The organism is Methylobacterium sp. GXF4 (genome assembly GCF_000272495.1).
GTDB classification, from domain to species: Bacteria; Pseudomonadota; Alphaproteobacteria; order Rhizobiales; family Beijerinckiaceae; genus Methylobacterium; species Methylobacterium brachiatum.
On sequence record NZ_AKFK01000051.1, the window covers coordinates 251,756 to 265,361 of the forward strand.

Annotated in this window: 11 protein-coding genes; 10 read left to right on the forward strand and 1 reads right to left on the reverse strand. The window is 70.7% G+C overall.

What is annotated here, in order from left to right; translation table 11 throughout:
• Positions 1 to 191: 191 nt before the first annotated feature.
• The 7 genes from WYO_RS09155 to glp all read left to right on the forward strand — a co-directional run bounded on the left by WYO_RS09155 (position 192) and on the right by glp (position 8,006).
• The gene (locus WYO_RS09155) at positions 192 to 2,093 is read left to right on the forward strand and encodes a peptidylprolyl isomerase (RefSeq protein ID WP_007561515.1); all 1,902 of its coding nucleotides are present in this window, start codon (positions 192 to 194) and stop codon (positions 2,091 to 2,093) included.
• A 5-nt stretch (positions 2,094 to 2,098) separates the two neighbouring features.
• A complete protein-coding gene (trpE, locus tag WYO_RS09160) occupies positions 2,099 to 3,619 on the forward strand; it encodes an anthranilate synthase component I (RefSeq protein ID WP_007561517.1) in 1,521 nt (506 codons plus the stop codon).
• A 62-nt stretch (positions 3,620 to 3,681) separates the two neighbouring features.
• Positions 3,682 to 4,296, forward strand: a complete 615-nt coding sequence (locus WYO_RS09165) for an aminodeoxychorismate/anthranilate synthase component II (RefSeq protein ID WP_007561519.1) — start codon at positions 3,682 to 3,684, stop codon at positions 4,294 to 4,296.
• Between the two features lie 35 nt (positions 4,297 to 4,331).
• Positions 4,332 to 5,369, forward strand: coding sequence for an anthranilate phosphoribosyltransferase (trpD, locus tag WYO_RS09170; RefSeq protein ID WP_007561521.1), 1,038 nt, complete (start codon positions 4,332 to 4,334; stop codon positions 5,367 to 5,369).
• On the forward strand, positions 5,366 to 6,286 hold the full coding sequence (trpC, locus tag WYO_RS09175) for an indole-3-glycerol phosphate synthase TrpC (RefSeq protein WP_007561523.1): 921 nt from the start codon (positions 5,366 to 5,368) through the stop codon (positions 6,284 to 6,286). Before trpD ends, trpC begins: the two co-directional genes overlap by 4 nt.
• A gap of 2 nt (positions 6,287 to 6,288) precedes the next feature.
• Positions 6,289 to 6,780 (forward strand): cyclic pyranopterin monophosphate synthase MoaC, encoded by a 492-nt coding sequence (moaC, locus tag WYO_RS09180; RefSeq protein ID WP_007561525.1) that lies wholly within the window; start codon positions 6,289 to 6,291, stop codon positions 6,778 to 6,780.
• Positions 6,777 to 8,006, forward strand: a complete 1,230-nt coding sequence (gene glp, locus WYO_RS09185; protein ID WP_007561527.1) for a gephyrin-like molybdotransferase Glp — start codon at positions 6,777 to 6,779, stop codon at positions 8,004 to 8,006. Before moaC ends, glp begins: the two co-directional genes overlap by 4 nt.
• A 4-nt stretch (positions 8,007 to 8,010) precedes the next feature.
• Here glp and WYO_RS09190 read toward each other — a convergent pair whose 3' ends face one another.
• Positions 8,011 to 9,783 (reverse strand): hypothetical protein, encoded by a 1,773-nt coding sequence (locus tag WYO_RS09190; RefSeq protein ID WP_007561528.1) that lies wholly within the window; start codon positions 9,781 to 9,783, stop codon positions 8,011 to 8,013.
• A gap of 162 nt (positions 9,784 to 9,945) precedes the next feature.
• On the opposite strand from WYO_RS09190, the gene WYO_RS09195 reads away from it, so the two are divergent.
• The 3 genes from WYO_RS09195 (at position 9,946) to WYO_RS09205 (ending at position 13,400) form a co-directional block, all read left to right on the forward strand.
• Positions 9,946 to 11,448 (forward strand): NAD(P)/FAD-dependent oxidoreductase, encoded by a 1,503-nt coding sequence (locus WYO_RS09195; RefSeq protein WP_007561529.1) that lies wholly within the window; start codon positions 9,946 to 9,948, stop codon positions 11,446 to 11,448.
• A 112-nt stretch (positions 11,449 to 11,560) separates the two neighbouring features.
• Positions 11,561 to 12,844, forward strand: coding sequence for a PQQ-dependent sugar dehydrogenase (locus tag WYO_RS09200; RefSeq protein ID WP_007561532.1), 1,284 nt, complete (start codon positions 11,561 to 11,563; stop codon positions 12,842 to 12,844).
• A gap of 238 nt (positions 12,845 to 13,082) precedes the next feature.
• Positions 13,083 to 13,400 (forward strand): cytochrome c, encoded by a 318-nt coding sequence (locus tag WYO_RS09205; RefSeq protein WP_007561534.1) that lies wholly within the window; start codon positions 13,083 to 13,085, stop codon positions 13,398 to 13,400.
• Positions 13,401 to 13,606 lie beyond the last annotated feature (206 nt).

Here is a 13,606-nt window from a genome sequence, read left to right on the forward strand (position 1 = left end):
CCCTCGCCTCACCCCCGTGCCGCCTCGGCTTTTCCGGGGTCGGCGGGGCCTACCAGAGCGAGCTTGAGCGCGCAAACCGTCCGATAGGCTGAGCCTTTGCCTGTGGACGCGAATGGTCTATCGCGGACGCCTTTCAGGGATGGCACCGGCCCGGCGACGGGTCGAAGGCCGAAGGTATCCGATCACAGATCATGCTTCAGGGCATCCGTAACGCCAGCCAGCATTGGCTCGGCAAGATCGTCTTGACGATCATCTTCGCGCTGCTGATCGCGGGCGTGGGCATCTTCGGCGTGGAGGAATTCTTCCGCGGTGGCTCGAGCAACAACGTCGCCACGGTGGGCAGCACGCCGATCACCGCCGAGCAGGTGCGCCAGGCCTACCAGAACCAGCTGCAGCGCTATCAGGCCCAGCTGAAGCGCGCGCTCACCCCCGATCAGGCGCGCATGCTCGGCCTCGACCGGGCGGTGATGTCGCAGCTGATCACCGAGGCGGCGCTCGACCAGAAGACGCATGATCTCGGCCTCGGCGTGCCGGACGCGTCGGTGATCCGGGCGATCCACGACGAGAAGAGCTTCCAGAACGCCCAGGGCCAGTTCGACCCGACTTTGTTCTACCAGACCCTCCAGCGCGCCGGCCTGAACGAGAACCTGTTCGTGCGCGAGCAGCGCGCCGTCATCGCCCGGCTGCAGCTCGCCGAAGCCGTGTCGTCCGACCTCCATGTCCCGGCGGCGATGCGCGAGGCGGTCCACCGCTACTCCACCGAGCGCCGCTCGGCCGCCTACCTGATGCTGACGCCCTCCGTGGCCGGGGAGATCCCGGCCCCGACCGAGGACGAGCTGAAGACCTGGTACGAGGCCAACAAGTCGGGCTTTCGGGCGCCGGAATTCCGCGCCGCCACCCTGCTGGTGGTCGATCCCGAGGCGATGGCCAAGCCCGAGGCGATCACCGACGCGGATGCCAAGGCCGCCTACGAGCTGAACAAGGGCCGCTACGGCAGCCCGGAGAAGCGCACGATCCAGCAGATCGTGTTCCCGGACGCGGCCGCCGCAGACGCCGCCCGCAAGGCGATCGAGGACGGCTCGAAGACGTTCGAGGCCGTCGCCGAGGAGCGCCGCACCGGCGGCACCGACCTGACCCTGGGCACGCTGACCAAGGCCGAATTGTTCGACAAGGTCGTGGCCGATGCCGCCTTCGCGCTGCCCGAGGGCGGCGTGAGCCAGCCGGTCCAGGGCCGGTTCGGCACGGTGCTGCTGCGGGTGACCAAGATCGAGCCCGGCACGGTCAAGCCGTTCGAGGAGGTCGAGGGCGAGATCCGCAAGAACCTGGCGCTGAGCCGCGCCCGGGACGCCATGGAGACGACCCGCGACGCCATCGAGGATCAGCGCGCCGGCGCCAAGCCGCTCGCCGACATCGCCACCGAGCGCGGGCTCAAGCTCGTGACCGTCAAGGCGGTCGATCCCCAGGGCAAGGGCCCGGACGGCCAGCGCGTCGCCGACATCCCTGACCCGGACACCACCCTGCCTGCCCTGTTCCGCGCCGAGATCGGCGGCGACAACGAGCCCCTGCGCACCAAGTCCGGCGGCTACGTCTGGTACGACGTCACCGGCATCGACGCCGCGCACGACAAGCCCCTCGACGAGGTCCGGGACGGCGTGAAGGCCGGCTGGACCGCCGCGGAGATCGCCAAGCGCCTCCAGGCCAAGGGGCGTGAGCTGGTCGAGAAGCTCAACGGCGGCGCGACCATCGAGGCGGTCGCCCAGGAGGTCGGGGTCAACACCCAGGAGGCGCAGGATCTCGCCCGCAACCAGGCCAAGGACATGCTCACGGCCGACGACGTGAACCTGATCTTCGCGACCCCGGTCGGCAAGGCCGGTACCGCGGCGGCGGGCGATTCGCGGGCGGTGTTCAAGGTCACGGCGGCGACGATGCCGGCCTTCGTGGTCGACACCCAGGCCGACAAGACCATCACCAAGAACTTCCAGGCCGCGCTCGCCGACGACGTGCTGTCCCAGTACATCTCGGAGGTCCAGAAGAACGCCGGCGTGAAGATCGACCAGGCGGCCCTGCGCCGCGCCATCGGCGGAGAGTATTGAGGGCCATGGCCGAGGCGCCTGACTACGCGGCGTTTGCCGGACGCTACGAGGCCGGCCAGCCGAGCCTCGTCGAGCTGAACCTCGTGGCCGATCTCGAGACGCCGGTCGCGGCGTTCATCAAGCTGCGGGCCCGGCATTCCGGCCCGGCCTTCCTGCTCGAATCGGTGGAGGGCGGCGCGGTGCGCGGCCGCTACTCGATGATCGGGCTCGATCCGGACCTGATCTGGCGCTGCCGCGACGGCGCCCCCGCCATCGCCCGGGGCGCCGATCTCGACGCGTTCGAGCCGGACGACCGGGCGCCGCTCGCCAGCCTCCGGGCCTTGATCGCCGAGAGCGCCATCGGCGCCTCCGAGGGCCAGGATCTGCCCCCGATGGCCGCCGGCCTGTTCGGTTATCTCGGCTACGACATGGTCCGCGCCATGGAGCGGCTGCCCGAGCCGAACCCGGATCCCCTGGGCGTGCCGGACGCGATCCTGATGCGCCCGCGGGTGATGGTGGTGTTCGATTCGATCCGCGACCAGATCACCGTCATCTCGCCCGTCCGCCCGGCGCCCGGCGTCACCTCCCGCGCCGCCTACGAGGCCGCGCTCGCGCGCCTCGACCGGGTGGCGGAAGCCCTCGAAGGGCCGCTGCCGGTGGACGCCCGGGTGGATCTCTCGACCGTGGCGCATCCCGAGCCGGTCTCGAACACGTCGCCGGAGGCCTTCGCCGCCATGGTGGCGCGGGCCAAGGAGTACATCGTCGCGGGCGACGTGTTCCAGGTGGTGCTGTCCCAGCGCTTTTCGGCGCCGTTCACGCTGCCTGCCTACAGCCTGTACCGGTCGCTGCGCCGGACCAACCCGGCCCCGTTCCTCTGCTACCTCGATTTCGAGGCCTTCCAGATCGTCTGCTCGTCGCCGGAGATCCTGGTGCGGGTGCGCGAGGGCACCGTCACGGTCCGGCCGATCGCGGGAACGCGCCGTCGCGGCGCGACCCCGGTCGAGGACGCGGCCCTGGCGGCCGAGCTGCTGGCCGACCCGAAGGAATGCGCCGAGCACCTGATGCTGCTCGATCTCGGCCGCAACGATGCCGGCCGGGTCTCGAAGATCGGCACCGTGCGGGTCACCGATTCGTTCTTCATCGAGCGCTACAGCCAGGTCATGCACATCGTGTCGAACGTCGAGGGCGACCTCGACCCCCGCCACGATTCCCTCGACGCCCTGGCGGCAGGCTTCCCGGCCGGCACGGTCTCCGGCGCCCCGAAGGTGCGGGCCATGGAGATCATCGACGAATTGGAGCACGAGAAGCGCGGGCCCTATGCCGGCTGCATCGGCTATTTCGGCGCCCGCGGCGAGATGGATACCTGTATCGTCCTGCGCACCGCCGTGGTGAAGGACGGGCGGATGCACGTCCAGGCCGGCGCCGGCATCGTCTACGATTCCGACCCGGCCTCCGAGCAGCAGGAATGCGTCAACAAGGCCAAGGCCCTGTTCCGGGCCGCCGAGGAGGCGGTGCGGTTCGCTGCCCAAGCGAAGCGCGGGCAATAGGGCAGGTTGACCCCGCGGGTGAGAGGGCTCACATCGCGAAAATGCCCGAGCGTGCCGCAGCGATGTCCAACGTCCTCGTCATCGACAACTACGATTCCTTCACCTGGAATCTCGTGCACCTGATCGGCCCGCTCTGCGGCGCCGTCGAGGTAGCCCGCAACGATGCTCTGAGCGTCGCCGACATCCGCGCCAAGGCGCCGGACGCGATCGTGCTGTCGCCCGGCCCGTGCACGCCGAACGAAGCGGGCATCTGCCTCGACGTAGTGCGCGATCTCTCCGACGAGATCCCGATCTTCGGGGTCTGCCTCGGCCTGCAGGCGATCGGCCAGGCCTTCGGCGGCGACGTGATCCGCGCGCCGCTGCCGCTCCACGGCAAGGTCTCGACCATCCGGCACGGAGCCAGCGGCCTGTTCCGCGGGCTCAACGACAGTTTCGAGGCGACGCGCTACCATTCCCTGGTGGTCGACCGCGCGAGCTGCCCCGAGACCCTGCGGATCACCGCCGAGGCGGACGGCCTGATCATGGGGCTGGAACATGCCGAGCGGCCGCTGCACGGGGTGCAGTTCCACCCCGAGAGCATCCGGTCGCAGCACGGCACGGAGATCGTGAAGAACTTCCTGGATCTCGCCGCCGCGTGGAACGCGGCGCGTGACAGAGCCCGCCCCGACGTGCATTGACCCCGGACGGCCGGGGCGGCCTTCCGACAGAGCGCATGGACAGTTTCAGACCCCATCTCGCCAAGGTCGCCGGGGGCCTGGCCCTCGACCGTGCGGAAGCGCGCGCGGCCTTCAACGACCTGTTGTCGGGCGAGGTCACGCCCGTCCAGGCCGGCGCCTTCCTGGCCGCCCTCAAGGTGCGCGGCGAGACCGTCGAGGAGATCGTCGGCGCGGCCGAGGCCATGCGCGCCCGCATGACCCGGATCGTGGCGCCCGACAACGCCGTCGACGTGGTCGGCACCGGCGGCGATCATTCCGGCAGCGTCAACGTCTCGACATTGGCCGCCATCCTGGTCGCCGCCTGCGGCGTGCCGGTGGCCAAGCACGGCAACCGCGCTGCGACCTCGCGATCCGGCGCCGCCGACGTGCTGGCGGCGCTCGGCGTGAAGCTCGGCCTCGATGCCGCGGGGCAGGCAAGGTGCCTCGCCGAGGCCAATCTGTGCTTCCTGTTCGCCCAGGCCCATCACGGGGCCATGCGCCACGTCGCGGCGGTGCGCTCCGAGCTGCCGGTGCGGACGATCTTCAACCTGCTCGGTCCCCTGTGCAACCCGGCCGGCGTCGCCTACCAGCTGTTCGGCGTCGCCCAGGAGGCGCTGGCCGAGCCGCTGACCCGGGTGCTGGCCGAGCTCGGCAGCCGCCGGGTCTGGACCGTCCACGGCTCGGACGGGCTCGACGAGATCACCGTCACCGGGCCGACCTGGGTGGTCGCCCTCGAGGACGGCCGCCTGACCCGCTTCACCGTCGATCCGCGCGAACTCGGCCTGACGCTCCGGGCGCCGGAAGAGCTGCGCGGCGGCGATCCCGCCGACAATGCGCGGGCGCTCGAAGCCGTCCTGGCGGGCGCACGCAACGCCTACCGGGACATCGCCGTTCTCAATGCAGGCGCGGCCCTCGTCGTCGCGGGGGCGGCTTCGACCCTGGCGGACGGGCTCGCGCGGACGCAGGATGCCGTCGATTCCGGGGCGGCGCGGGACACCCTTGCCCGCCTGGTCCGGGCCTCGAACGATCGCTCGAACGGGCAGGAGTGCCGATGAGCACGCTCACGCAGGAATCGGTGGCCCAGGAGGGTTCTGCCGAGGCGCCGCCCGAGCGGCCCAACGTGCTGGCCCGGATCGAGGCCTACAAGCGCCGCGAGATCGCCGAGGCGAAGCTGCGCGTGCCGCTGGCCAAGCTGGAGCGCCGCGCCGCCCAGGCCGAGCCGGTCCGCGGCTTCGCGGCGGCGATCCGGACCCATCTCGCCGCTGGCCGCCCGGCCCTGATCGCCGAGGTGAAGAAGGCCTCGCCGTCGAAGGGGCTGATCCGGGAGGATTTCGCCCCCGCGACGCTGGCCGCCGCCTACGAGGCGGGCGGAGCCACATGCCTCTCGGTGCTGACCGACGAGCCGTCGTTCCAGGGCCGGCCGGAATACCTCACCGAGGCACGGGCGGCCTGCGGGCTGCCGGTCCTGCGCAAGGACTTTTTGTTCGAGCCATACCAGGTCTACGAGGCGCGGGCCTGGGGCGCCGATTGCATCCTCGTCATCATGGCCTGCCTCGACGACGACGAGGCCGAAGCCCTGGTCGCCACCGCGCACGAGCTCGGCATGGACGTGCTGGTCGAGGTGCATGACGAGGCCGAGCTGACCCGGGCGCTGCCGCTGGGCACGGCGCTGATCGGGATCAACAACCGCAACCTCAAGACTTTCGAGGTCTCGTTTGACACCGCGATCCGCCTCGCCCCGGGCATCCCGAAGGACCGGATCGCCGTGGCCGAGAGCGGCATCGGCGGCCATGGAGATGTCGAGCGGCTCCGGGAGCACGGCCTCGGCGTCGTGCTGGTCGGCGAGAGCCTGATGCGCCAGGCGGACGTGACCGCGGCGACCCGGACGCTGCTGTTCGGCGCGGGCAGCGCAGCGGAGCCGGACGCCAAGGCCGGCAAGGCCAAGAAGCAAGACGACAAGAAGAAGGGCTGAGCATGGAGCCCGGTTCGACGCTCACCCATCTCGACACCACCGGCGCGGCCAACATGGTCGACGTCACCGATAAGCCCGCCACCGACCGGACCGCCCGGGCCGAGGGCAGCGTGGTGATGCAGCCGGAGACCCTGGCGCTGATCCGCGAGGGCGACGCCAAGAAGGGCGATGTCGTCGGCACCGCCCGGCTCGCCGGGATCATGGCGGCCAAGCGCACGCACGAGCTGATCCCGCTCTGCCACCCGCTGCTGCTCTCGAAGGTCCGGGTGGAGTGCGAGCTGGACGACGCGTTGCCGGGTTTGCGCATCGCCGCCGAGGTGCGGGTCCATGGGCCGACCGGCGTCGAGATGGAGGCGCTGACCGCCGTCTCGGTGGCCTGCCTGACCGTCTACGACATGGTGAAGGCGGTCGATCGCGGCATGCGGATCGAGGGCATTCGGCTTGTCGCCAAGGATGGCGGGCGCTCCGGCACCTACCGGGCGCCCGAGGCATGAGCGGCCTGATCCCGGTCGCCGAGGCGCTGGCGCGAGTCCTGGCGAGCGTGTCCGACCCGGTCGAGGCGGAGACCGTTCCCCTGGCCCAGGCCGCTGGCCGGACCCTGGCGGCCGATGTCGCCGCCTCCCGCACGCAGCCGCCGTTTCCGGCCTCCGCCATGGACGGCTACGCGGTCCGCTTCGCCGACGCCTCGGCTGTCGGGGCGAGCCTGAAACTGATCGGAACCAGCGCGGCGGGACACGGATTCTCAGGCCGCATCGGCCCCGGCGAGGCGGTGCGGATCTTCACCGGCGCACCTGTGCCCGAGGGCGCCGACGCGATCCTGATCCAGGAGGACGCCCAGGCCGAGGGTGAGACCGTCCGGGTCGTCGAACCCGTTGAACAGAACCGCTTCATCCGCCGGGCGGGCCTCGACTTCACCGCCGGGGAGACCCTGCTGGTCGCCGGCATGACTCTCGACGCGCGGCGTCTGGCGCTGGCGGCGGCGGCCGGCCATCCGCGCCTCTCGGTCCGGCGCCGGCCGCGCGTGGCGATCCTCGCCACCGGCGACGAGCTGGTCGAGCCCGGCGCCGAGCCGGCCTGGGACCAGATCGTCGCCTCGAACAGCCTGGCGCTGGCCGCCCTCGCGTCTGAGGCGGGCGCCGAGATCATCGATCTCGGCATTGCCGCGGACGATCACGGCGCCCTGGAAGACGCCTTCCGCCGGGCCCGCGAAGCTAGAGCCGACCTGCTGATCACGCTCGGCGGCGCCTCGGTGGGCGACCACGACCTCGTCCAGGCGGCGCTCGCCAAGGAAGGGCTGGAACTGGGGTTCTGGCGGGTGGCGCTCCGGCCCGGCAAGCCGCTGATGCACGGGCGCCTCGGCGACATGCTGGTGATCGGCCTGCCGGGCAATCCGGTCTCGTCGATCGTCTGCGGGCTGCTGTTCGTCGTGCCGGCGATCCGGGCCCTGCAGGGCGACCCCCAGGCCGGGGCCGACCGCAGCGAGCCGGCAACCCTCGGCCGCGACCTGTCGGCCAATGACGGCCGCGCCGACTACATGCGGGCGAGCCTCGCCATCAAGCCCGGCCGGCTGCCCGTGGCCTCGCCCGAGCAGCGCCAGGATTCCTCGATGCTGGCGGTGCTCGGCCGCGCCGAGGCGTTGCTGATCCGCGCGCCGCACGAGCCGGCGGCCAAGGCCGGCGATCCGTGCCGGATCATCCGGCTGGACCGCCGGTTGCTCTGACGGCTCACCGCGCCACGCGCCAGACCTTCAGCGGGCCGGGCAGGGCGATCGGCTCCAGCCGGTCGGAGCGAACCTCCCCGCGGGCAAGCCGGGTGACGAAACCCGGCTCAGGCTGGAGGTCGTCGGCCGGCCGGCCCGGGCAGGCCACCAGATAGCGGACCCGGAACGCATCGAGCACGCGGTCGAGCTCGGCTTGCGTCCCGCCCAGCCCCTCGATCGCGGCGGTGAGGCCCGGGATCGCCCGGTGATAGGGCGCAGCGACGATCGTGTGCGGCGTCCGCAGCAGGATCGACGGACCCAGCGCGATCGGCGCCAGCACGGTCCCAGCCGGCAGACCCGCCAGGGGCCGCACGGCGGCGTCGCCCTGGCAAGCGAGAGCGGCCGCCGGATCGGGCGCCGTCCGGGCGGGCGGCACGAGCCGTTCCGCGAGCGCCATCGGCGCCAGCCAGAGCGCGCTGACCAAGCTGCCGCCGAGCAGGGCCGCGTTCCAGCGGCGCGAGCCGGCTTGCGAGGCCAGCGTCAGGGCGCCGTCGATCACCGGCCCCGCAACCAGCGGCACGAAGCCCGAGGCGATGTAGAGGCCACGGAACTGGGCGTAGCCGAGGAGCAGCCCCGGCCACAGGAACAGGGCCGCTACCGACCACGCGCGGCGCTGCGGGCCGCGCCAGGCCATCCTGGTGGCAGTCAGCGTCGCGAGCAGCACCACCGGATAGAAGACCAGCATCTCCCACCGCCCCTGCGCGACGGATTTCGGCAGCGAGGCCATCTCGTTGACGGTGAGAAGCCAATGCTCCCGGACCAGGGGCGTCATTCCGGGGAACGGTCCGTCCAGGCAGACCGGAAAGGCGAGGGCGAAGCCGCCGATCAGGAGGATCCCGCAGAGGATTGCCAGGGCGAAGCGCGATCCGGGCGTGGCGAGGCGGCGGTCGAAGGTGGCCGCCGCCATCGCGAAGCCGAGGCCGCCGGCGGCGAGCCACAGCCAGGGCGGGGAGAGCGCGTCGCAGCGCGTCAAGGTCCAGAGGGCGGGGGCCGTCTGGGCGGCGAACAGGAGCGGTGCGGCGACGCCGAGCCCGAGGCCGAATCCCGCGAGGCAGGGGAGGGCGGGGCGGCCGCGCCAGCACCAATCGCCGGCGCAGGCCAGGGCGCCGAGCGCCAAGCAGGGCAATCCCTCCAGGCCCACCGCCAGCGAGAGGGCCGCGAGCCCGCCACCGGCGAGGCCCGCGCGAAAGCCGCCGCGGATCAGGCAGACCGCCAAGCCCAGCATCGCTAGGATCTGCAGGTTGTGATGGTCGACCCGGCCCGGCTGGAACTGGATCACGATCCCGAAGGTCTGCGATGCCACGAGCAGCGCCAGGATCGCAGCCCGGTCCCCGAAGGTCTCGCGGACGCCGCGATACATCAGGGCGCAGAACAGCCCGAACAGCAGCAGCGGCCAGAACGCGGCCGTCAGCCCCTCGGCGCGGGGCCGTCCCACAAGCGGCGTGAGCACCCGGATCAGCCCGGCGATCGGCGCGTCCACGAGGCGCGACCAGTGGCTCGCCACGCCCTCGGGCGGGAGGAACCGGTACTGGACGTTGTCGTACCAGCCCTGGCCGCCCAGGAGGTCGCGCACCGCGACGAGCCGCATGGCGTCGTCGGTATCGGGCACGCGCAGGTGCCGGATCGTGTCCCAGATGTCCTGCGGCGCGTGCATGGTCGCGAGCGATAGGGCCACGAGCAGCCACAGGAAGGCGCGGGTGTCGATCCGTGCCGGCGAGGCGGCGGCCGCGGGCGGCATCTGTGCGGGTTCCCGGACGCGCCGAGCTCGAGCGCGGGATGGAGCCTGCGCGAACCGGCTTAACGGCCGGTCAATCGACCGTGAGTCGGTTCCTTAACCATCCGCGCCCAATCTCCGCGCGAGCCGGCCGGGATCCGGCCGCGACGGCAGCCGGAGCAGGGGATGAGCCACCACACCGAGACGCTGGTGATCGGCGCGGGGCCGGCCGGCCTCACCGCCGCTTACCTGCTGTCGAAGCAGGGGCGGTCGGTCACCGTGCTGGAGCGCGACCCGGCGCAGGTCGGCGGCATCTCGCGCACGGTCTCGCATAACGGCTACCTGTTCGACATCGGCGGCCACCGGTTCTTCTCGAAGTCCAAGGCGGTGGTCGATCTCTGGGACGAGATCCTGCCCAACGACTTCATCGAGCGGCCGCGGCTGTCGCGGATCTACTATCGCGGCAAGTACTACGCCTACCCGCTCAAGGCCTTCGAGGCGCTGCGCAATCTCGGCCTGGTGACCAGCGCGGCCTGCGTGGCCTCCTACCTGTATGCCCGCGTGCGGCCGGTGCGCGACCCGAAGAACTTTCACGCCTGGGTGCGCAACCAGTTCGGCGAGCGGCTGTTTTCGATCTTCTTCAAGACCTACACCGAGAAGGTGTGGGGCATGTCCTGCGACGCGATCTCGGCGGATTGGGCGGCCCAGCGCATCAAGGGGCTCGATCTCGGCGCGGCGATCCGCGACGGCATCAAGCGCTCGCTCGGCCTGCGCAAGGCGCCGAAGGCCGGCGGCCCGGTGATCAAGACCCTGATCGAGTCCTTCCGCTATCCGCGCCGCGGACCCGGCATGATGTGGGAGGCGGCCGCCGCCAAGATCCAGGCCCAGGGCGGCCGCGTACGCCTCGACCGCGGGGTCGATTCCCTCAACTACGATGCCGGCACCGGCATCTGGACCGTGGCGGCCCGCAGCGCCGACGGCAGCCGCGAGACCTTCACGGCCCGGCACGTGATCTCGTCCGCCCCGGTGCGGGAGCTGGTGGATTCGATCCGCCCGCGCCCGCTCAGCACCTTCAACGCACGCTCCCTCAAGTACCGCGACTTCCTCACCGTCGCGCTCATCGCAAAATCCCAGAAGAACTTTCCGGATAACTGGATCTACATCCACGATCCGTCGGTGCAGGTCGGGCGTGTGCAGAATTTCCGCTCCTGGTCACCCGAGATGGTCCCGGACGCGGACCACACCTGCCTCGGCCTCGAATATTTCTGCTTTGAGGGCGACGGGCTCTGGACCGCCTCGGACGACGAGCTGGTGGCCCTCGCCAAGCGCGAGATCGGCCAGATCGGCCTGATCGACCCGGCCGACGTGGTCGATGCCTGCGTGGTGCGGCAGCCCAAGGCCTATCCGGTCTACGACGAGGATTATGCCGGCCACGTCGTCACCGTGCGGCGCGAGCTGGAGCGGGATTTCCCGAGCCTGCACCTCGTCGGCCGCAACGGCATGCACAAGTACAACAACCAAGACCACGCGATGATGACCGCGATGCTGACCGTGGAGAACATCCTCTGCGGCCGGCGCCGGCACGATGTCTGGCAGGTCAACGAGGACGCGGAATACACCGAGTCCGGCGTGTCCGGGGCCCGGGCCGCCCTGGGGAGTGAGCGCCTCGTCCCCCGCAAGGTCGCCTGACACGGGACAAGGGCGGAGTCGCGTCACCGATGCGGCTTGCCGGCCCGAAGTGAAACTCTATCGTTCGCTCCGACAACGCCCGTATCCAAGGGCGGCGGGAGGACGAATAAAGATGCGCTCTGTGATTATCGCCGCGCTCTGGGCGGGTGTCGCCCTGCCCGCCTTCGCCGTGTCGGCCCTCGCACAGGGTGCGGCGCCGGCCGAGACGAAGACCAAGGCCGACGACCTCGAGAAGCTCCAGAGCTTCCGCAGCACCGACACCCAGGCCGCCCCCGAGATCCCGCAGAGCGGCCGCCGGGCCGACGCGATCCGCAAGACGCTGGGCAAGATCAAGCTGCCCGAGGGCTTCAAGATCGACCTCTACGCCGTGGTGCCGGATGCCCGCGCCATCGCGGTCGGCCCCAATGCCGGCGTGCTGTTCGTCGGCACCCGCAAGAACAAGGTCTACACGGTCACCGACCGCGACAAGGACCGCGTCGCCGACGAGGTCCGCGCCTTCGCGCCCGGCATCGCGTTCAAGATCCCCAACGGCGTCTGCTTCTCGAAGGACGGCGTGCTCACCGTGGTCGAGCAGAACCGTGTGCTGGCCTTCCCGGCCGCCGAGTTTTTTTATGAAAATCCCGACGTTGCCGCCGGCATTCTCGTGAAGGAGGGTGCGCTCATTCCGGCCGCGGAAGAAAGCTTCAACCACACCGCCCGCGTCTGCCGGGTCGGGGCGGACGGCAAGACCTACATCGCGCTGGGCCAGCCCTACAACGTGCCCCCGGCCGAGAAGATGGACCTGTACCGGAAGGCCGGCATCGGCGGCATCATCCGCATCGACGCCGACGGCAAGAACCGCGAGGTCTTCGCCACCGGCATCCGCAATTCGGTGGGCATGGATTTCGCCGCCGACAAGTCGCTCTGGTTCACCGACAACCAGGTCGACGGCATGGGCGACGACAAGCCGCCGGGCGAGCTGAACCACGCCACCAAGGCCGGCGAGAATTTCGGATTCCCCTGGTACGGCGGCGGCGCGGTCCGCACCGTCGAGTACAAGGACCAGACCCCGCCCGCGGACGCGGTCCCCCCGGTCGCCGAATTGCCGCCCCACGCGGCCGACCTCGGCATGACCTTCTACAACGGCAAGCAGTTCCCGGCCTCGTACAAGGGCGGGATCTTCATCGCCGAGCACGGCTCCTGGAACCGCACCGAGCCGGTGGGCGCCCGGGTGATGTTCGCTCCCATGGGCGCGGACGGGAAGCTCGGCGCGGTCAAGCCCTTCGCGGAGGGCTGGCTGACCGGCGACGGCGAGTATCTCGGCCGCCCGGTGGACGTGGCGGTGATGCTCGACGGCTCGCTGCTGGTCTCGGACGATTCCGCCGGGGCGATCTACCGGATCTCCTACGAGAAATAGGTTCTTGAGACTTGGCGCCTCTGTTCGTGAGAGGCGCCACGAACCCTTCGCCTCGTGCGGGCTACGGTTGCTTGTGAAGGCCGCGCCGCGCCCCCTCTCCCGTGCGGGAGAGGGTTGGGGTGAGGGACCGGGTCTTTCCGGAATGCGCACTTCCCTCACCCTGTCCCTCTCCCGCACGGGAGAGGGGACCTACGCCTCTTGCGTCGACCGTTCGTGAAACCGTCTGCTGAGCCCCCCGATGATCCGCCCGATCCTTCTCCTCGCCGCAACCTTGATTCCGCTCTCGGCCCAGGCCGGCGACGCCGCGCTCGGGCGCAAGAAAGCCAGCGCCTGCCAGACCTGCCACGGGATGGACGGGCTCTCGAAACTGCCCGAGGCGCCGAACCTCGCCGGCCAGGTCGAGCCCTACCTGGTGAAGGCGCTCAGCGAGTACCGCGACGGCAAGCGGCAGAACGAGATCATGAACGTGGTCGCCAAGGAGCTGTCGGATGCCGACATCGCGAACCTGGCGGCGTATTATGCAGGCATCCAGATCGACGTGCTTCCGCCGGGGTAAAAACGTTTCCCGCGCGCCACACCGTCATTGCGAGCGCAGCGAAGCAACCTAGGGAAACGCCACGTTCTGCCGCCGCGCGCTGCCCTAGGTTGCTTCGCTGCGCTCGCAATGACGGGCGCGGCGGGTTTCACGTTCGGACGCGGAAGCTAGATCAGGCCCCGGGTCTCCCCTTAGCAATCGGGGAAGAGCGCAGCACGCGCCCGTCC

Bases quoted from the DNA above. Each gene is read 5' to 3' on its own strand.
- WYO_RS09155 (WP_007561515.1), top strand. From the start codon at position 192: ATGCTTCAGGGCATCCGTAACGCCAGCCAGCATTGGCTCGGCAAGATC.
- WYO_RS09200 (WP_007561532.1), top strand. From the start codon at position 11,561: ATGCGCTCTGTGATTATCGCCGCGCTCTGGGCGGGTGTCGCCCTGCCC.
- trpC (WP_007561523.1), top strand. From the start codon at position 5,366: ATGAGCACGCTCACGCAGGAATCGGTGGCCCAGGAGGGTTCTGCCGAG.
- WYO_RS09195 (WP_007561529.1), top strand. From the start codon at position 9,946: ATGAGCCACCACACCGAGACGCTGGTGATCGGCGCGGGGCCGGCCGGC.
- glp (WP_007561527.1), top strand. From the start codon at position 6,777: ATGAGCGGCCTGATCCCGGTCGCCGAGGCGCTGGCGCGAGTCCTGGCG.
- trpD (WP_007561521.1), top strand. From the start codon at position 4,332: ATGGACAGTTTCAGACCCCATCTCGCCAAGGTCGCCGGGGGCCTGGCC.
- trpE (WP_007561517.1), top strand. From the start codon at position 2,099: ATGGCCGAGGCGCCTGACTACGCGGCGTTTGCCGGACGCTACGAGGCC.
- WYO_RS09190 (WP_007561528.1), bottom strand. From the start codon at position 9,783: ATGCCGCCCGCGGCCGCCGCCTCGCCGGCACGGATCGACACCCGCGCC.
- moaC (WP_007561525.1), top strand. From the start codon at position 6,289: ATGGAGCCCGGTTCGACGCTCACCCATCTCGACACCACCGGCGCGGCC.
- WYO_RS09165 (WP_007561519.1), top strand. From the start codon at position 3,682: ATGTCCAACGTCCTCGTCATCGACAACTACGATTCCTTCACCTGGAAT.
- WYO_RS09205 (WP_007561534.1), top strand. From the start codon at position 13,083: ATGATCCGCCCGATCCTTCTCCTCGCCGCAACCTTGATTCCGCTCTCG.